At 55.9% G+C, this 16,886-nt stretch carries 17 protein-coding genes; 10 read left to right on the top strand and 7 right to left on the bottom strand.

Annotation, left to right across the window (positions count from 1 at the left end):
• Positions 1–100: 100 nt before the first annotated feature.
• Positions 101–1,345, top strand: a complete 1,245-nt coding sequence (gene carA / locus C7476_RS13615) for a glutamine-hydrolyzing carbamoyl-phosphate synthase small subunit (protein ID WP_114430429.1) — start codon at positions 101–103, stop codon at positions 1,343–1,345.
• A gap of 50 nt (positions 1,346–1,395) precedes the next feature.
• The gene (locus tag C7476_RS13610; protein ID WP_114430428.1) at positions 1,396–1,869 is read left to right on the top strand and encodes a nuclear transport factor 2 family protein; all 474 of its coding nucleotides are present in this window, start codon (positions 1,396–1,398) and stop codon (positions 1,867–1,869) included.
• A 6-nt stretch (positions 1,870–1,875) separates the two neighbouring features.
• On the opposite strand, the gene C7476_RS13605 is transcribed toward C7476_RS13610, so the two are convergent.
• Together C7476_RS13605 and C7476_RS13600 are read right to left on the bottom strand one after the other, a co-directional pair.
• Positions 1,876–3,147, bottom strand: a complete 1,272-nt coding sequence (locus C7476_RS13605) for a TCR/Tet family MFS transporter (protein WP_114430475.1) — start codon at positions 3,145–3,147, stop codon at positions 1,876–1,878.
• Between the two features lie 364 nt (positions 3,148–3,511).
• Positions 3,512–3,976 carry an Lrp/AsnC family transcriptional regulator gene (locus C7476_RS13600; RefSeq protein ID WP_114430427.1) on the bottom strand — a complete coding sequence of 155 codons (465 nt, stop codon included), beginning with the start codon at positions 3,974–3,976 and terminating at the stop codon, positions 3,512–3,514.
• A gap of 144 nt (positions 3,977–4,120) precedes the next feature.
• Between C7476_RS13600 and C7476_RS13595 the strand changes: the two genes are divergently transcribed.
• Positions 4,121–4,843: an aspartate/glutamate racemase family protein gene (locus C7476_RS13595; RefSeq protein ID WP_114430426.1), complete on the top strand. Its 723-nt coding sequence runs from the start codon at positions 4,121–4,123 to the stop codon at positions 4,841–4,843.
• A gap of 185 nt (positions 4,844–5,028) precedes the next feature.
• Here the strand turns inward: C7476_RS13595 and ypfJ are convergent, their stop codons facing one another.
• Complete coding sequence (gene ypfJ, locus C7476_RS13590) at positions 5,029–5,958, bottom strand: KPN_02809 family neutral zinc metallopeptidase (protein ID WP_114430425.1); 930 nt, start codon at positions 5,956–5,958, stop codon at positions 5,029–5,031.
• Positions 5,959–6,285: 327 nt separating this feature from the next.
• On the opposite strand from ypfJ, the gene carB reads away from it, so the two are divergent.
• The 3 genes from carB (at position 6,286) to vapC (ending at position 10,490) form a co-directional block, all read left to right on the top strand.
• Complete coding sequence (gene carB / locus C7476_RS13585) at positions 6,286–9,771, top strand: carbamoyl-phosphate synthase large subunit (RefSeq protein WP_114430424.1); 3,486 nt, start codon at positions 6,286–6,288, stop codon at positions 9,769–9,771.
• An 87-nt stretch (positions 9,772–9,858) separates the two neighbouring features.
• Complete coding sequence (gene vapB, locus C7476_RS13580; RefSeq protein ID WP_114430474.1) at positions 9,859–10,092, top strand: type II toxin-antitoxin system VapB family antitoxin; 234 nt, start codon at positions 9,859–9,861, stop codon at positions 10,090–10,092.
• Positions 10,092–10,490, top strand: a complete 399-nt coding sequence (gene vapC, locus C7476_RS13575; RefSeq protein ID WP_114430423.1) for a type II toxin-antitoxin system tRNA(fMet)-specific endonuclease VapC — start codon at positions 10,092–10,094, stop codon at positions 10,488–10,490. The genes vapB and vapC overlap by 1 nt, the downstream gene beginning before the upstream one ends.
• A gap of 20 nt (positions 10,491–10,510) precedes the next feature.
• Here the strand turns inward: vapC and C7476_RS13570 are convergent, their stop codons facing one another.
• A complete protein-coding gene (locus C7476_RS13570) occupies positions 10,511–12,295 on the bottom strand; it encodes an ABC transporter ATP-binding protein/permease (protein WP_114430422.1) in 1,785 nt (594 codons plus the stop codon).
• Positions 12,296–12,628: 333 nt separating this feature from the next.
• Between C7476_RS13570 and C7476_RS13565 the strand changes: the two genes are divergently transcribed.
• Positions 12,629–12,841 (top strand): cold-shock protein, encoded by a 213-nt coding sequence (locus C7476_RS13565; protein WP_106718517.1) that lies wholly within the window; start codon positions 12,629–12,631, stop codon positions 12,839–12,841.
• Between the two features lie 219 nt (positions 12,842–13,060).
• Here C7476_RS13565 and C7476_RS13560 read toward each other — a convergent pair whose 3' ends face one another.
• Complete coding sequence (locus tag C7476_RS13560) at positions 13,061–13,675, bottom strand: glutathione S-transferase family protein (RefSeq protein WP_114430421.1); 615 nt, start codon at positions 13,673–13,675, stop codon at positions 13,061–13,063.
• A gap of 258 nt (positions 13,676–13,933) precedes the next feature.
• Here C7476_RS13560 and C7476_RS13555 point away from each other — a divergent pair, with 258 nt between their 5' ends.
• The 3 genes from C7476_RS13555 (at position 13,934) to C7476_RS29390 (ending at position 15,855) form a co-directional block, all read left to right on the top strand.
• Positions 13,934–15,136, top strand: a complete 1,203-nt coding sequence (locus tag C7476_RS13555) for a pyridoxal phosphate-dependent aminotransferase (protein ID WP_114430420.1) — start codon at positions 13,934–13,936, stop codon at positions 15,134–15,136.
• A 96-nt stretch (positions 15,137–15,232) separates the two neighbouring features.
• Complete coding sequence (locus C7476_RS13550) at positions 15,233–15,496, top strand: type II toxin-antitoxin system ParD family antitoxin (RefSeq protein ID WP_114430419.1); 264 nt, start codon at positions 15,233–15,235, stop codon at positions 15,494–15,496.
• Positions 15,493–15,855, top strand: a complete 363-nt coding sequence (locus C7476_RS29390; protein WP_114430418.1) for a type II toxin-antitoxin system RelE/ParE family toxin — start codon at positions 15,493–15,495, stop codon at positions 15,853–15,855. Before C7476_RS13550 ends, C7476_RS29390 begins: the two co-directional genes overlap by 4 nt.
• Positions 15,856–15,957: 102 nt before the next feature.
• Here the strand turns inward: C7476_RS29390 and C7476_RS13540 are convergent, their stop codons facing one another.
• Both C7476_RS13540 and C7476_RS13535 read right to left on the bottom strand, forming a co-directional pair.
• Positions 15,958–16,278, bottom strand: a complete 321-nt coding sequence (locus tag C7476_RS13540) for a type II toxin-antitoxin system PemK/MazF family toxin (RefSeq protein WP_114430417.1) — start codon at positions 16,276–16,278, stop codon at positions 15,958–15,960.
• Positions 16,272–16,526, bottom strand: coding sequence for an AbrB/MazE/SpoVT family DNA-binding domain-containing protein (locus C7476_RS13535; RefSeq protein ID WP_114430416.1), 255 nt, complete (start codon positions 16,524–16,526; stop codon positions 16,272–16,274). The genes C7476_RS13540 and C7476_RS13535 overlap by 7 nt, the downstream gene beginning before the upstream one ends.
• Between the last annotated feature and the right edge of the window lie 360 nt (positions 16,527–16,886).

The following is a 16,886-nucleotide window of genomic DNA, read 5'->3' as shown; positions in this document are numbered from 1 at the left end:
GGGGAGCCTCGTCACCACCGCGTTCAGCCATGTCATATGGAACGTTGGACGGCGTTTTTCAACGCCGGCAACGCCGCAAGCCCACGCTCAGGAGTGCCGCATGACCACCAACACAACGACAGACGCCGGTACATCGTCAAAGACCGCGGGCTGGACTGAATTCAAGCCGACGGCATTGCTGGTTCTGGCCGATGGCACCGTTATCGAAGGCAAGGGCCTTGGCGCGACCGGCATCTGCGAAGCGGAAGTCTGCTTCAACACCGCGCTTACCGGCTACGAGGAAATTCTCACCGATCCGTCCTATGCCGGCCAGATCGTCACCTTCACTTTCCCTCATATCGGCAATGTCGGCACCAACAAGGAAGACATCGAGGATCTGACCCCGGCCAATCGTGCCGGTGCGGTTGGCGCAATCTTCAAGGCCGACATTACGGCGCCCTCGAGCTATCGCGCCGCCGACCACCTGGATCATTGGTTGAAAGCACGCGGCGTTATTGCTCTGGCTGGCGTCGACACCCGTGCCCTGACGGTTCTCATACGCGAGAAGGGTATGCCGAACGCGGTGATTGCCCATGATCCGGACGGGAAGTTTGATATTCCAGCGCTGAAAATGCGCGCCGCGGCGTGGCATGGCCTGCTTGATCTCGACCTCGCCAAGGACGTTACCTCGGGGCAGAGTTCCGTTTGGACCGAGAAGCCATGGGTGTGGAATGAAGGCTTTGACGAGCAAACAGCGCCGGAATTCCACGTCGTCGCCATCGACTATGGCATCAAGCGCAATATCCTTCGGCTCATTGCCGGTCTTGGTGCCAAAGTCACTATTCTCCCGGCTTCCGCCACCGCCGAAGACGTTCTGGCCCATAAACCCGATGGCATCTTCCTCTCCAATGGACCAGGTGACCCGGCGGCGACCGGCAAATACGCCGTCCCCGCTATCAAGGAGCTTATCAAGACCGACATTCCGGTCTTCGGCATCTGCCTCGGTCACCAGATGCTGGCGCTCGCGCTTGGCGGCGATACCAAGAAGATGCACCAGGGCCATCACGGCGCCAACCATCCGGTGCGCGATGACACGACGGGCAAGGTCGAAATCGTTTCGATGAACCACGGCTTTGCCGTCGATGCGGAATCCTTTCCGGATGGCGTCGAGGAAACCCATATCTCGCTGTTCGACGGCAGCAATTGCGGCCTGCGTGTTGTCGGCCGTCCGGTCTTTTCGGTGCAGCATCACCCCGAAGCGTCGCCCGGTCCGCAGGACTCGCATTATCTGTTCCGTCGGTTCTTCAACCTGATCCGTGAGAGCAAGGGCATGAAGACATTGCCGGAACGGGAACACGCCGCCTGATCAAGGACTAAGCGCGACCCCCGCAACGTAGAAAATGAGGAGTATCGACCATGTCGGAACAGCGCCCGCCCCTGCCTCCATTTACTCACGAAACTGCGGTGCAAAAAGTCCGTGGGGCGGAGGACGGATGGAACAGCCGCAACCCCGAGCGCGTGTCGCTGGCATATACGATCGACAGCTATTGGCGCAATCGTGCCGAGTTTGTCGAGGGACGCGAAGCAATTGTGGCTTTCCTCACGCGCAAGTGGAATCGTGAACTCGACTACCGGCTGATCAAGGAGCTTTGGGCGTTCACTGACAATCGCATCGCGGTTCGTTTCGCCTACGAATACCACGATGATTCTGGCAACTGGTTTCGCGCCTACGGCAATGAAAACTGGGAATTCGACGAAAACGGCCTGATGCGAAAGCGGTTTGCATGCATCAACGACCTCCCGATTAAGGAATCGGAACGTAAGTTTCACTGGGATCGCTCCGGACCACGTCCAGCCGATCACCCCGGCCTGTCAGACCTCGGACTATAAAACTGCTTATCCGGCCTCGTTCTGTGCCAACGCGCCCGGAACGAGAACCTCGTCTTTAGCCAGCGATGGCTTTTCGACGCGCAGCACGAAAACAATCAAGGCGATCAGCACGAAAATCCCGCCAAGCACATAAGGGGCGCCGCTAAAGGTGATGGAGGCGCCCGGCGCGGTGAAGATCGCGAATATCTGCGTGAAGATCAGCGGCCCGATGATATTCGTAATGCTGAAGAGGCTCGTCATCGCCCCCTGCAACTCGCCCTGCTCCGATGCGGGGACTTTTGCGGAGGCGATACTGCGCATGGCCGGGTCGGCCACGCCTTCAAGGCACGTCGCAACAATCACCACATAGACCAGCCACCCCTGCCAGGCGCTGGCATAACCGAAGAAACCGAGCGCGGCAAAGGCGAGGCCGATGACAGCCGTGCGCCATTCGCCAAATCTCGAAACGATGCGAGGCAAGACAAGCCCCATTACGATTGCCGCACACAGGCCGTAGACGCCAAGTGATATGCCGATATCGCTTTCACTCCAGCCGTAGCGGTAGCTGCCGACATAGGCCCATACCGCCGGATACGACATGTGTCCGAGGGTCAACATAAAAAACACGAGCCCGAGCCACAGAATGCCTGTGTGATTGCGCATCTGTTTCAGGGCGCCAAGCGGATTGGAACGCATCCATTCGAATTTCCGCCGATCCTTCGCGGCGAGCGTTTCGGGTAGAAGGAAATAAGCGGCGACAAAATTCAGAAACGAGATCAAGGCCGCCCCGTAAAATGGTATACGCGGGCCAAACTCGCCAAGGAAGCCGCCGATGATCGGCCCAAGAATAAAACCAATGCCGAATGCAATGCCAAGCAGGCCAAAATTCTTTGCCCGGTTTTCGTCCGTACTGACATCGGCGATATAGGCGGAGGCCGTGGAGTAGCTGCCGCCGCTTATACCTGAAAGGATTCGGCCAATCAGCAGGATGGCGAAGTTGGGCGCAAGCGCGCAAATCAGATTGTCCAATGCAAAGGTTATCACCGACGTCAGCAATACTGGCCTACGGCCGAAACGATCGCTCAAATTCCCGATCAGCGGCGCAAAAACAAACTGCATGCCGGCATAGGCAAAAAGCAGCCAGCCGCCGTAAATTGCTGCATTCCCTATGTCCGTGCCGGTCAATTCCTCAAGATATTCCGGCAGGACTGGCACGATGATGCCAATGCCGATGATATCCAGCAGCAGGATCATGAAGACGAGCGTCAGGCCGCGTTTGGCCAGGATAGGGTCAATCATCGGAAAACTCGCAACTTGCGTTGTGTCTGCGATTGCGCGAAAAATCTTTGTATTGCATAGGATAACGCGAAACAATCCGTGAACATGATCAGGAAATCCGCCATTCCGCCACCTGAAAGTGCATTCTGGGCAAAATCCTCCTGACAGATCCTGTCAAACCATGCGCAATCGGAGGCTTGGGATTCAGCTCAGGCCGCGTCGAGACCGGCATCACCTGAAACTAGGGTGCGTTGAGATTCGCGATCATGGCGAGGCGAAAACGGTGGTTTTCGAGAACCGGAGCGGAGCGTACTTGAAGTACGTGAGCACCGGATCGCAGAAAAATGGCGTTTGCAGACCGTCATGGCGTGAATATCGACACATCCTAACGCGCATAGTGCGTTGGGACCGCTGTAGTCGCTTTCAATGTTTCCATTGAAACGGAGGCGGATATATCGAAGAACTCGACCTTCTCCACGAGCGCCTTATAGATTTCATCATAGGCTTCGACGCGCGGCAGCACCAGCTTCAGGATATAGTCGATCGTCCCGGTCATGCGATGCACTTCGACAATTTCGGGAATGTCGACGATCGCCGCGCGAAACTGTTCGAGCCAACCAGCAGAATGGCGGGCTGTACGCACGATCACGAACATCGTCGTCGGCAAGCCGGCATGTGCACGATCCAGAAGCACAACCCGCTTGGCGATATAACCATCGTCCTCCAGACGCTGAATGCGCCGCGAACAGGCCGAGATCGAAAGGCTTACCCGATCAGCCAGATCAGAGACGGCAAGCGACGCATTTGCCTGCAGCAAATTGAGAATCTTGCGATCACGATCATCGAGCATCTCGCCTCTCCAGCAATTTCTCAGCGCATTTAGTGAATTATACGCCTGGTTTTTGCTTGGCTGCAAGGAACTTCCACAAACTTTGCGAACACTCTGCGGCGATGCCAATTTATGATCCAGCCAGAATCAACTTGAGGACTTGCAATGCGCACTATCGGACTGATCGGTGGAATGAGCTGGGAGAGTACGGCGGTCTATTACCGCCAGATCAACGAAATGGTCCGGGCACGTGTGGGCGGTCTCGCATCAGCCAGAATCGCCGTGCAATCGCTGGATTTCGCCGAAGTCGTCGCGTTGCAGAAAAGCGACCGCTGGGATGACGCCGCAGCCCTTCTCGCCGACGCAGCCAAGCGACTTGAAGGCGCCGGTGCGGACTGCGTCCTGATCTGTACCAATACCATGCATCTGGTGGCCGATGTGGTTGCCGCGTCCGTCAATGTCCCGCTCATCGATATCAGGCATGAAACCGGCCGCACGCTGAAGGCAGCGGGCAAGAAGCGGCCCCTGCTTCTTGCGACGCGCTACACTATGGAGCACGGTTTTTACGCCGATTACATGCGTGACCATTTCGATATAGAGTTGATCGTGCCCAATGAGATCGACCGCGCCAAGGTGCATTCGGTGATTTTCGATGAACTGTGCTGCGGTGTCGTCAAGGATGATTCCCGTCACGTGTTGGAAAAGATCGTCCAGCGCGGCAAGGATGCCGGTGCCGACTGCGTCATTCTCGGTTGCACGGAGATTTGTCTGTCCCTGACCGACGACAATCTCGCTCTGCCAGTGTTCGATTCAACGACTATTCACTCAAACGCCGCCGTGGCGCATGCGCTAGGTTTGGATTTCACGAGCGAGCAGGACGCGGGATAAATCAGTATATTTCCAGGCTTGGAACGGCCCCTTTGACTATGCGTGGTTCGACAGGCTCACCATGAGGAACGTTTTGCGTTGCAAGGACTACAGGGTCGGCGACTATCCATGCAATCCTCTATCTCCCTCATGGTGAGCCTGTCGAACCACGCATAGTCGGATTGCCAGCATATTCCTTCAGAGACTCAAATATTCCCGCTGAACGTATCGCAGCTTTCCAGCTTGCCGCTGTCGAAACCGCGTTTGAACCAATTGGCGCGCTGAGCCGACGTGCCGTGGTTGAAACTTTCCGGCACGACGTAGCCTTGCGTCCTCCGCTGGATATTGTCATCGCCGATCTGCTGGGCGGCGTTGAGTGCCTCTTCGAGGTCACCAACTTCAAGTATGCCTTGCTGCTTGGTGAAATGCCCCCAGATACCGGCGAAGCAATCCGCCTGAAGCTCGACACGCACAGACATCGAATTCGCATCGGCTTGGCTCATGCTCTGCCGCATCGCGTTGAATTTCGGCAGGACGCCGATGAGGTTCTGCACGTGGTGCCCTACTTCGTGCGCCAAGACATAGGCCTGTGCAAAGTCCCCGGAAGCGCCGAATTTCTGTTCGAGTTCATCATAGAAGCTCAAGTCGATATAGAGCTTCTTGTCGCCGGGGCAGTAGAATGGTCCCGACGCAGCACTTGCAAAGCCACAGGCGGAGCGGACCTGGCCGCTGAACAACACCATGGTCGGAGCCGGATATTGCTGACCTTCGGCCTGGAAAATACCGCTCCAGACGTCTTCGGTCTCGGCAAGAACAGTACGTGCGAACTGCGTCATTTGATCGTCGTTCTTGACCGATGTGTCGCCGCTTGGCGCTTGACTCTGGCCGGGCACCAACTGGCCGCCGCCTTCACCGACCAGTATCTGCATCGGATCGATGTTCGTGCAGAATTTCAGGAACAGGAAGATCGCCGCAAGTATGACGATACCGGAAAAGCCTCCCCCGCGCGCTGTGCGAAAACCGGAACCACCAGGAAGTCGAAAGCCACCACCACGGCCGATACCGCCGGGAAAACCACCGCCCTCGCCGCGTTGATCCTCAACATTGTCACTCTGCCTGCGGCCCTGCCAACGCATTTCCTGTCTCCCGGGTTTTGCATCGGCACAGACGTCGATGCGCTGTAGTTCCAACAGTATAGTGCGATATTTGTTTCACGCACGATGCTATTTTTCAACGTGTAGCTGCGGGCGATAGATAATCAATTTTCGTGACTGATTAATGCACACGATACATCTGGCCGAAAACTGCTGCGAAAAACCGCAAAATCGCGCGTTTTTGGGGTTACACAATGCGCTTCCTTTGCCTATAAGGCAGCCTTAGCCTCGCATTTGGAATTATATGCCTGCCCGTACGGTCAAAACCGTGCGGTTTTTTGTGCAGCACGCTATTGATAGGAACCGAACATGCCAAAACGCACCGACATCAAATCTATTCTGATTATCGGCGCAGGTCCGATCATCATCGGTCAGGCATGCGAATTCGATTATTCCGGCACACAGGCCTGCAAGGCACTTAAGGAAGAGGGTTATCGCGTTATCCTCGTCAATTCCAATCCGGCAACGATCATGACCGATCCGGAGTTGGCGGACGCCACTTATATCGAGCCGATCACCCCGGAAGTTGTTGCCAAGATCATCGCCAAGGAACGCCCCGACGCGCTACTGCCGACGATGGGCGGACAGACTGCGCTCAACACCGCGCTATCGCTTCGTCGCATGGGTGTACTTGACCGCTACAATGTCGAGATGATCGGCGCCAACGCCGAGGCTATTGATAAGGCCGAGGACCGCGCGCTTTTCCGCGAGGCGATGGCCAAGATCGGTCTCGAAACGCCTAAATCCATGTTGGCCAATGCCACCGAAGTCAAGGACCATGACCGCAAGTTGCACCAGGAGCAGCGCGAAGCAGTAAAAGCCAGATATTCCGGCGCCGAACTCGACGCGGCTTTGGACAAGCTTGAGACCGAATGGCAACTTGGCGAAGGCGACCGCAAGCAGCGCTATGTTTCCCATGCGCTGGGCATGGCAGGTGCGGCGCTCGATCACGTCGGGCTTCCCGCTATTATTCGCCCGTCCTTCACCATGGGCGGTACCGGCGGCGGCATCGCCTACAATCGCACCGAGTTCTACGAGATCATTGGCAGCGGTCTCGATGCGTCGCCGACGACCGAAGTCCTGATCGAAGAATCCGTCCTCGGCTGGAAGGAATACGAGATGGAGGTTGTCCGCGACAAGGCGGATAACTGCATCATCATCTGTTCCATCGAAAACATCGATCCGATGGGCGTCCATACCGGCGACTCCATCACCGTCGCCCCTGCCTTGACCCTGACGGACAAGGAATACCAGATCATGCGCAACGCCTCGATCGCGGTGCTGCGCGAGATCGGTGTCGAGACCGGCGGCTCCAATGTGCAGTTCGCGGTCAATCCCGAAAATGGCCGTCTGATCGTCATCGAAATGAACCCGCGCGTGTCGCGTTCCTCCGCCCTCGCTTCGAAGGCAACAGGCTTCCCGATCGCCAAGATCGCCGCGAAACTTGCCGTCGGTTACACGCTGGACGAGCTCGACAACGACATTACCGGCGGAGCCACTCCCGCTTCATTCGAGCCTTCCATCGACTATGTCGTCACCAAGATCCCGCGCTTCGCTTTCGAAAAGTTCCCAGGCGCCGAACCGACGCTGACGACCGCAATGAAATCGGTCGGCGAAGTCATGGCCATTGGCCGCACCTTCAAGGAATCGCTGCAAAAAGCGCTGCGCGGTCTTGAGACTGGTCTCACAGGTCTCGATGAAATCGCTATCCCCGGGCTTGGCGAAGGCAATGACAACAATGCCATCCGTGCCGCCATCGGTGTGCCGACACCGGACCGTCTGCGCATGGTCGGCCAGGCCCTGCGTCTTGGCCTCTCTGTCGAGGAAGTTCACGAAGGCTGCAAGATCGATCCATGGTTCCTGGAACAGATGGCGGAGATTATCGCGACGGAAGAACGCGTGCGCGAGCATGGCCTGCCGCAGGATGCGCAGAACCTGCGTATGTTGAAAGGCATGGGCTTTTCCGATGCGCGCCTTGCCAGCCTCGCCAGAATCGAACCCAGCGAAGTCACCAGGCTGCGCCACAAGCTCGATGTTCATCCGGTCTTCAAGCGTATCGATACCTGCGCCGCCGAATTTGCTTCGCCGACCGCTTACATGTACTCGACCTATGAAGTGCCATTCGCCGGAGCGCTCGCCTCCGAGGCCCAGGTCTCCGATCGAAAGAAAGTTGTGATCCTCGGCGGCGGTCCGAACCGCATTGGCCAGGGTATCGAGTTCGACTATTGCTGCTGCCATGCGGCCTTTGCCCTGCGTGATGCTGGCTACGAAGCGATCATGATCAACTGCAATCCGGAGACTGTCTCGACGGACTACGACACGTCGGACCGGCTCTATTTCGAACCGCTGACGGCCGAAGACGTGTTGGAAATCCTGCGCGCCGAACAGACGGCCGGTACGCTGCACGGTGTCATCGTCCAGTTTGGCGGTCAGACCCCGCTGAAGCTTGCGGATGCCCTTGAGAAAGCCGGCATCCCGATACTCGGCACCTCCCCCGATGCTATCGATCTTGCCGAGGATCGCGACCGGTTCCAGAAGCTCCTGATCAAACTCGACCTTGCCCAGCCGAAGAACGGCATCGCCTATTCCGTTGAACAGGCTCGCACCATAGCCGGCGAACTTGGCTTTCCGCTCGTCGTTCGCCCGTCCTATGTTTTGGGCGGCCGGGCGATGCAGATCATCCATGATGAACGCGGCCTGCAGAGTTATCTGCTCGATACGGTGCCGGAACTCGTGCCCGAGGATATCAAGCAGAAATATCCGAACGACAAGACAGGCCAGATCAACACGCTGCTCGGCAAAAACCCGCTTCTCTTTGACCGCTATCTGAGCGAAGCAATCGAGGTCGACGTGGACTGCCTCTGCGACGGCAAGAATACGTGGATCTCCGGCATCATGGAGCACATCGAAGAGGCCGGCATTCATTCCGGCGACAGCGCCTGTTCCCTTCCGGTGCACTCGCTATCGACCGAAACCGTCGCCGAACTCGAAAAGCAAACCGCTGCGCTCGCCAAATCACTCAACGTCGTCGGCCTGATGAACGTCCAATACGCCATCAAGAACGGCACGATCTATGTGCTTGAAGTCAATCCACGTGCCTCACGCACAGTCCCCTTCGTCGCCAAGACCATCGGTACGCCGATTGCTAAAGTTGCGGCGCGTATCATGGCTGGCGAAACGCTGGATCAAGCACTGGCCAATTATGGTGGCAAACCTTCGACGACGGCGCGCAAACACATCGCGGTAAAAGAAGCCGTGTTTCCTTTCGCACGTTTTCCCGGCGTCGACACATTGCTCGGACCGGAAATGCGCTCGACCGGCGAAGTCATGGGGCTCGACTACGATTATGCCTTGGCCTTCGCCAAGTCACAGCTTGGCGCCGGTGTCGACCTGCCGCGCGACGGAACGCTGTTCGTATCGGTGCGTGACGAAGACAAGCAACGCATTCTCGCGCCTGTGAAACGTCTGGCGGCATTGGGGTTCAAAATCCTTGCCACCGGCGGCACCGCTCGCTTCCTCGGCGAAAATGGTGTTGAAGCCCAGAAAATCAACAAGGTGCAGGAAGGTCGCCCGCATGTGGAGGACGCCATCCGCAACCGTCAAGTGCAATTGGTCTTCAACACTACCGACAGTGCCAAGGCGATCTCGGATTCGAAATCACTCCGCCGTGCGACGTTGATGCAGAAGGTGCCGTATTACACAACGCTGTCGGGAGCCGACGCAGTCGCCGAAGCTATTGCCGCGCTGAAGGCCGGATCGCTAGAAGTGAGGCCGCTGCAGGATTATTTTCTCTGACGTTCTGCCAATCAAGGACGTCGTCGTCTTGCCATTTTCCGAGCAGTATCCTATGTATATCCCAATGGGATGTACATAGGATTCACCATGACCAGCTCCACCGTTTTTACGACCAATCGCAGTCAGGCCGTCCGCTTGCCGAAAGCAGTCGCTTTTCCCGAAGACGTGCACCAAGTGGATATCCTTAAAATCGGCCAGGGTCGCCTTGTGGTTCCTCAAGGCAAGCGTTGGGATGATCTTTTTACGCAGGGACCGCGTTTGAGCAACGACTTTATGAGTGAACGCGAACAGCCTGCGGTCGAAGATCGCGAATTGCTCTAATGCTACGGTATATGCTGGATACAAATATCTGCATCTACGTAATGAAAAACTATCCTCTTCAGTTGCGAGAGAAGTTCAATGCACTCGCGGAACAGCTATGCATATCCAGCATCACGCTCGGCGAAATGCATTATGGAGCGGAGAAATCAGCCCGCACCGTTGAAAATTTGAGAGCGATCGAACACTTCGTCAGTCGGCTGGAAGTACTGCCTTTCGCTGCAGGTGCGGCAGTGCACTACGGACAGATACGTGCAGACCTTGAACGAGCCGGAACTCCGTGTGGATCGCATGATATGCAGATAGGTGGTCACGCGCGTAGCGAAGGACTGGTTGTTGTGACCAACAATATGCGCGAATTTACGCGCATGCCCGGGGTTTTGACCGAGAATTGGATTTAAGCGTCTCGCAATCCGACCATTCAAACGCCTGCAATACCCTCTTCTTCCAATCCATGGCCGGATGGGTCGCTAACGAAATGCAGCACCTTCGAGAAGACATGATCGTTTTTGTCCTCACGCCCGATATGGACAACAGTCGATTTGGCGAGGTCATCGCGTAGCACAGCGGTAACCCGTTCGTAGGCGTCCTTCTCCATGCCATCGAGCGCCTCATCGATAACGACCCAAGTCGGTTTATGCAGTTTGAGCCGCGCGAAAGCGAGAGACCGCTGTTCATCGTCGCTCAATTCCCTGTCCCAGCGCGCCCTGAAGTCGAGCATCGGTTCGAGCCGGGTCAAGCCCAGCTCGTGTAGCGCCGAAACAAGTTCCTCATCGGAGAATCCGTCTTTGCCGACAGGGTAGGACATAGCCTCCCGCAAGCTGCCTGGAGGGAAATAAGGCAGGCGCGGCATAAAAAGAATGTTGGTATTCGCAGGCAGACTGACGGATCCCGCCCCCCAGGGCCAGAGACCGGCCATGGCTCGAAAGAGCAGGGTTCTGTCGATCCCGGGTTCGCTGGTGATCAACACGCGCTCGCCCTCCTTGACCACGGCCTTCTTCTCCTTCAGGCGAACTGTCTCGCGCGGGGCAGTGATCTTCAGTTTGTCGAGGACGATCTCATTTGTCTCCGACTGCGTGAACTTGATCCGTTGTTCGACGCTGTTTTTAATATCGGTCGCCTGCACTGCCTGCCGGAACGAGGTCACACGCAGTAGCGTGGCGCGCCAGTCGGCGATGGCGCCGAAATTATTGACGAACCATTTCAAGGCATCGTGCACCTGGTTGAAGGCCCCGATTGCTGCCATCAACCCGCCAAAAGACAGGTTTCCGGCAAAGTAGACGGGTGCCGCCACGAGAATGGGCGCGACAATGGTGATCCAGCCATAACCGGAGGTGACCCAGGTCAGCTGTGTCAGCGCCGTGACCAACAAGCGGATTGCAGAGAGAAGGCTGTCGATGTCAAATCCGATGCGGCGATTCTCATCGGCCTCTCCTCTATAGAGCGAAATCGCATCGATATGCTCGTTGACCCGCATCAGCGAAAAACGGAGCTCGGACTCTTTTTGGTAGCGGTCCGCGTTGTACCGGATCAATTTACGTCCGACGAGCCAACTGAGCCATGATGCAGATGCGGCATAGAGAATAGCGGCCCAGACCATGTAGCCTGGGATGGAAAAGCTATAACCATAGACATTGAACACGAAACCGCTGGAGAACGTCCATAGGACGCCGATGAAACTCACGAGCAATATCGTGGCCTGCAACAATCCAAACCCGAGATCAGTCGACATTTCCGAAAGATGCCGCGCATCCTCATGCAGACGCTGGTCGGGGTTGACGCCGATTGGTCCAGAATTCGAGAGCTTGAATGCCCTGCGCGGCTCCAGCCATTCACCGACCAGATCACGGGTCAGTCCCTCGCGCAGCTTGAGCCGCGTCATCTGATTCAGCCAGGTCTGAGCGACGTTGAAAACAAGAAGAACCGAGGCGATTGCGAAAAACACCATCAGCTGGTCGACAAAAGCAGGGAAATCGCGACGCGACAGTGAATCGTAAAAAGGCACATTCCAGCGGTTCAGCAGCACCTGGCCCGCCGATGTGACGATGATGATACTGACAACGCCGAGTATCATGAGAATCAGGCGGTTGCGGACCGGCGATATCCAATAGATATCCAATATCACGCGCAACTGGGAGAGCAGTCCGGCTTCCACTTCGCCCGCGACCGAGGTGGCTGTGGATCGGCTTGGTTTCTGCTCCGCCATGAGTCTCCCCCGTGGACGACCGCGATTCGGCCAGTTCACATTAGCATCTACTATGAAAACACGTCGGATACTGTGCTGAAATTCAACAAGGAATGTAGGGGCAAAATTTGCCTATGCAACCCGCCGCACTTAACCCTGACGATAAACCCATTTCAATACGGCTTGTTTTGGGGCAAATTCTGTCATATGTAATCCGCATCGATTTTATCGGTCGAGTGACTTTGCGACCTGCGTAACCTGTTGCGCTTCCTGATGAACTCCATTGCATAGGTTCGATTCCCTGGGCCGCAAATGTGCTTGCTGCCTGTCTTATATATCTGAAAGGAATTTCCCATGGCTACGGGAACAGTGAAATGGTTCAACGGCACCAAGGGCTACGGTTTCATCCAGCCTGATACTGGCGGTGCAGACGTATTCGTCCATATCTCCGCTGTTGAACGCGCAGGTTTGCGCGGTCTCAATGATGGCCAGAAGGTCAATTACGAGATCGTACAGGACCGTCGTTCGGGCAAGTCGTCCGCTGACAACCTTAGCGTTGCTGGCTGATAACAAATACGGGAATCGTCTGATTTCTGAACGCACATGAATTTAAAAGGCGGGATTTCATCCCGCCTTTTTCGTTTTAGAGCCTGTATTGAAAGTCGCTGCGACGAGTCAGATGGCGTGGTATTCGAGAACCGAAGCGCAGCGGACTTTGGTCCGTGAGCACCGGAAGCGCAGAAAATCGCGCTATGTGACCGTCGCAGTAGACTTTCAGACAGGCTCTTAACCCGGCAGCCATGTGATCGGAACATGGCCCTCGTCGCCTGCGACGCGGCTCAGCCATTTTACCACCGACGGATAGGCGGAGAGGTCGTATCCACCGCGATTGGCTTCGTGGGTATAGGCATAAAGTGCGATATCGGCGACGCTGATGTTGCTGCCTGTGAAGTAAGGCGTCTTCTGCAGTTGATTTTCCATTACAAGCAATGCCTTGTTGCCGCCCTCCAGTGTTGCTGCCAGGCGCTCGGGCGTCGCATCCTTTGCTCGCTCCGGATAGACCAGCAGCGCCCGCCGAACGGCGATATTTGGCTCATGCGTATATTGCTCGAAGAACAGCCATTGATACATCAATGCGCGCTCGTACGAATCCTCGGGAACAAAGCGACTGCCCTCCGCCAGATGAAGCAGGATGGCATTCGATTCTGCGAGAAACCGTCCGTCGTCCAACTCAAGCAACGGCACCTTGCCGTTCGGATTCTTCGCCATGAATTCAGGTTTACGCGTTGAACCATCAGTTGAAGAAATCGAAATGTGCTCGAAAGGCATCGCCAATTTCGCCATTAAAAGCCGCGGCTTGTAGCAATTTCCTGAATCAGGCTGTGAATAAAGTACTGGCATGGTGGCGGTCTCCTGAGAGCGTCGGTGCGGGCACACAAATGACGGCTTGGTTAGCGGGCGACTATTCCCACGACGAGCCGATATGTCCAATCATTTTGATTGAAGCATCCTTCAAACATTGCTGATGTATTGAACGTTCGATGCCACACCCTGCACAGAAACTGCATAATGTGAAGTCCCGCAAGCATGCTTTTGCTTGCGATTCGGCCGCCATTGCGACATAGCAGGCCCGCAAACCCGTTTCAGGAGAACGATACCATGGCATTCCTCGCAGACGCCCTTTCCCGTGTGAAGATTTCCGCAACCATTGCGATCACCCAGAAAGCACGCGATCTGAAAGCCGAGGGCCGCGACGTCATTTCGCTATCCGTTGGCGAGCCGGATTTCGACACGCCTGACAATGTCAAGGAAGCTGCTATCGCTGCCATCCGGCGCGGCGAGACCAAGTACACCCCTGTGTCCGGTATTCCGCAACTGCGCGAGGCAATTGCCCGCAAGTTCAAGCGTGAAAACGAACTCGACTACAAGGCAAACCAGACGATCGTCAGCACCGGCGGCAAGCACGTCATCTACAACGCATTGCTCTCCACGCTAAACCCTGGCGATGAGGTGATCTGCGTCGCGCCCTATTGGGTAAGCTATCCGGAAATGGTCTCGCTATGCGGCGGAACTCCGGTCATCGTCTCCGCCGTTCAGGCCAACGAGTTCAAGTTGCAGCCCGAGGATCTGGAGCGCGCCATCACGCCGAAGACCAAGTGGATCATCATGAACTCGCCTTCCAACCCGTCCGGCGCAGCCTATAGCTGGGACGAAATGAAGAAGCTTACCGATGTCCTCGTACGTCATCCGCATGTATGGGTTTTGACCGACGACATGTATGAACATTTGACCTATGGCGACTTCAAGTTCGTGACGCCAGTACAGGTTGAACCGAACCTCTATAACCGCACGCTGACCATGAACGGCGTGTCGAAAGCCTATGCCATGACCGGCTGGCGCATCGGCTATGCGGCCGGCCCGATCGAACTGATCAAGGCCATGGACATGGTGCAGGGCCAGCAGACTTCCGGCACAAGCTCAATCTCGCAATGGGCAGCCGTAGAAGCCCTCGAGGGAACACAGGCCCATTTGCCCGTATTCAAAAAGGCATTCGAAGGCCGTCGCGATCTCATCGTTTCGATGCTCAACCAGACGAAGATGCTTGAATGTCCCAAGCCTGAAGGTGCATTCTATGTCTATCCCTCCTGCGCGGCGGCGATCGGCAAGACGGCGCCATCCGGCAAGGTCATTGAGAACGATGAGGATTTCGTCAGCGAACTGCTTTCAACGGAAGCCGTGGCTGCCGTGCATGGATCGGCATTTGGCCTCGGACCGAACTTCCGCATCTCCTATGCAACCTCTGATGCCAATCTTGAAGAAGCGGGAAAACGGATCCAGCGTTTCTGCGCCAACCTTCGCTGACACGTTCTATGGGGGTCGAATCGGGTGGCCAACTGACACGGCGGGGCATTGACAATTTTTGCCAATGCCCTAGATTTTTGCGTAAAGGAGGCCACCATGCCTACCATGAACGTAAATCTGACGCCGGAAATGGCTGAGTTTGTCTCGGACGAATTGAACAGCGGTGACTACGCGTCAGCAAGCGAGCTCGTCCGTGACGCCCTTCGGGCACTGAGACGAGATAGAGATATCGAGCGGGAGAAAATCGAAATTCTGCGACGTAAGCTCGATGTCGGGATAGGACAAGCGGACCGCCGGGATTTTTCCGCCCGCAGCGTAGAGGAAATTGCCGCGAACGTTCTTTCCGAGGACGATGAGTGAAGTACCGTCTGACGAGAGAGGCCGATACTCATATAACCGAGATACTTAGAAGCACAAATAAGCTCTTTGGTGCCAAACAGGTTCAGACATACTCCAAAATCATCAGTGATGGCGTCAAGATTATCGCCGATGACCCACACCGTCCCTCGACGACCGCGCGCGAAGACTTGAGAGACGGAGTCAGATCTTTACATCTGGAACTTGTTTCCAAGCGACGGCACAGCGCCTCTCACCTGATATACTTCAAAGAGATGCAAGGGACCAAAGGTGAAAAGGAAGTCGTTATTCTGGGTGTGCTTCATGAGCACATGGAGCCAAGACGCAGATTGATCCGGGCACTTCGCCGCAACGAAGACTAGAGCCTCTCATGCCCTCTAGAAACCGCTCTCATCCAAGAGATTAGTCTAGATACCTGGAAAGAAAACGGGCAGAGATGCCCACCGTACCTGATCACCCCTTCTCTACTCTTCGAACACTGCTCTAAGTTTCGCGAGGGTGTTGTTGAGCGTGGCGCCGGAAACCTGCCCCAACTTCTTGACAAGACGCTGCTTGTCGATTGTACGGATTTGATCGAGAAGCACTAGGCCGTCCTTGCCCTGAAAACGCAGAGCTACTCTAAAGCCGGCAGGACGGCTGCACGTTGTCATTGGAGCAGCAATCACCGTGCGCAGATGATCATGCATTTCTGGCGGTGAAATCAGAAGGCAAGGGCGGGTTTTCTGGATTTCGCTGCCTATTGTCGGGTCGAGATTGACTAGCCACACATCGCCGCGATTCACCATTTCAATTCGCTGTCGGCTTCATTCGGGAATTCAGGCCACACCAATGCGTCGTCATTGTTTTCTGCAATCCTTTTCGCATCTTCGGCCCAGCCAGCACGCGGCGTACCACGGACGGGAGTAATAATGATGCGACCATCTTCAACAAGTAAATCCACTTCGTCGCCCGGCTGCGAGCCTATTTCAATAAGGAACGGTTTGGGAATAATGACTCCAGAGGAATTCCCCATTTTCCGGACAGCACTTCGCATTTGCCGATCTCCTGTTACAACTTTGTTGGAACATAGCACCGCTCAGTGATGGCGTCATCCAAAATGAGAGCGAATAACTGAATCAACACACCCCTGAAAAGAAAAGAGGCCGGACAATTGCCCGGCCTTAAGTTTTGAAGGTGCCGTTTCCGGCTAAACCTCCAGAGGGGAACACTTGCGGGCGCGCAATGGGAGGAGGAGACGCACCGGCAAGTGACGTGGATATGAGCCCTTTGACGCCGTCTCGCAACATCCAATTGTGCATCGCACCCATGCGCTTGGTGCATACCGGCGAAATTAGGAAAAATGTTGGAATTGCAGGCGCGGAATGCCGGCGAGGCGGGCAAAATCATGCTGCAA

It is taken from the genome of Phyllobacterium bourgognense, from assembly GCF_003337575.1.
GTDB classification, from domain to species: domain Bacteria; phylum Pseudomonadota; class Alphaproteobacteria; order Rhizobiales; family Rhizobiaceae; genus Phyllobacterium; species Phyllobacterium bourgognense.
Note: the sequence above shows the minus strand (reverse complement) of the source record. Positions and strands in the feature narration are given on the sequence as shown.

What these genes read in the sequence shown, in the direction of transcription:
- C7476_RS13600 (WP_114430427.1), bottom strand. Translation starts at nt 3,976, where the DNA reads ATGCTCGATGATCGTGATCGCAAGATTCTCAATTTGCTGCAGGCAAAT.
- carA (WP_114430429.1), top strand. Translation starts at nt 101, where the DNA reads ATGACCACCAACACAACGACAGACGCCGGTACATCGTCAAAGACCGCG.
- vapC (WP_114430423.1), top strand. Translation starts at nt 10,092, where the DNA reads ATGCTACGGTATATGCTGGATACAAATATCTGCATCTACGTAATGAAA.
- C7476_RS13550 (WP_114430419.1), top strand. Translation starts at nt 15,233, where the DNA reads ATGCCTACCATGAACGTAAATCTGACGCCGGAAATGGCTGAGTTTGTC.
- C7476_RS13605 (WP_114430475.1), bottom strand. Translation starts at nt 3,147, where the DNA reads ATGATTGACCCTATCCTGGCCAAACGCGGCCTGACGCTCGTCTTCATG.
- C7476_RS13565 (WP_106718517.1), top strand. Translation starts at nt 12,629, where the DNA reads ATGGCTACGGGAACAGTGAAATGGTTCAACGGCACCAAGGGCTACGGT.
- C7476_RS13610 (WP_114430428.1), top strand. Translation starts at nt 1,396, where the DNA reads ATGTCGGAACAGCGCCCGCCCCTGCCTCCATTTACTCACGAAACTGCG.
- C7476_RS13570 (WP_114430422.1), bottom strand. Translation starts at nt 12,295, where the DNA reads ATGGCGGAGCAGAAACCAAGCCGATCCACAGCCACCTCGGTCGCGGGC.
- vapB (WP_114430474.1), top strand. Translation starts at nt 9,859, where the DNA reads ATGACCAGCTCCACCGTTTTTACGACCAATCGCAGTCAGGCCGTCCGC.
- C7476_RS13535 (WP_114430416.1), bottom strand. Translation starts at nt 16,526, where the DNA reads ATGCGAAGTGCTGTCCGGAAAATGGGGAATTCCTCTGGAGTCATTATT.
- carB (WP_114430424.1), top strand. Translation starts at nt 6,286, where the DNA reads ATGCCAAAACGCACCGACATCAAATCTATTCTGATTATCGGCGCAGGT.
- C7476_RS13555 (WP_114430420.1), top strand. Translation starts at nt 13,934, where the DNA reads ATGGCATTCCTCGCAGACGCCCTTTCCCGTGTGAAGATTTCCGCAACC.
- ypfJ (WP_114430425.1), bottom strand. Translation starts at nt 5,958, where the DNA reads ATGCGTTGGCAGGGCCGCAGGCAGAGTGACAATGTTGAGGATCAACGC.
- C7476_RS13540 (WP_114430417.1), bottom strand. Translation starts at nt 16,278, where the DNA reads ATGGTGAATCGCGGCGATGTGTGGCTAGTCAATCTCGACCCGACAATA.
- C7476_RS13560 (WP_114430421.1), bottom strand. Translation starts at nt 13,675, where the DNA reads ATGCCAGTACTTTATTCACAGCCTGATTCAGGAAATTGCTACAAGCCG.
- C7476_RS13595 (WP_114430426.1), top strand. Translation starts at nt 4,121, where the DNA reads ATGCGCACTATCGGACTGATCGGTGGAATGAGCTGGGAGAGTACGGCG.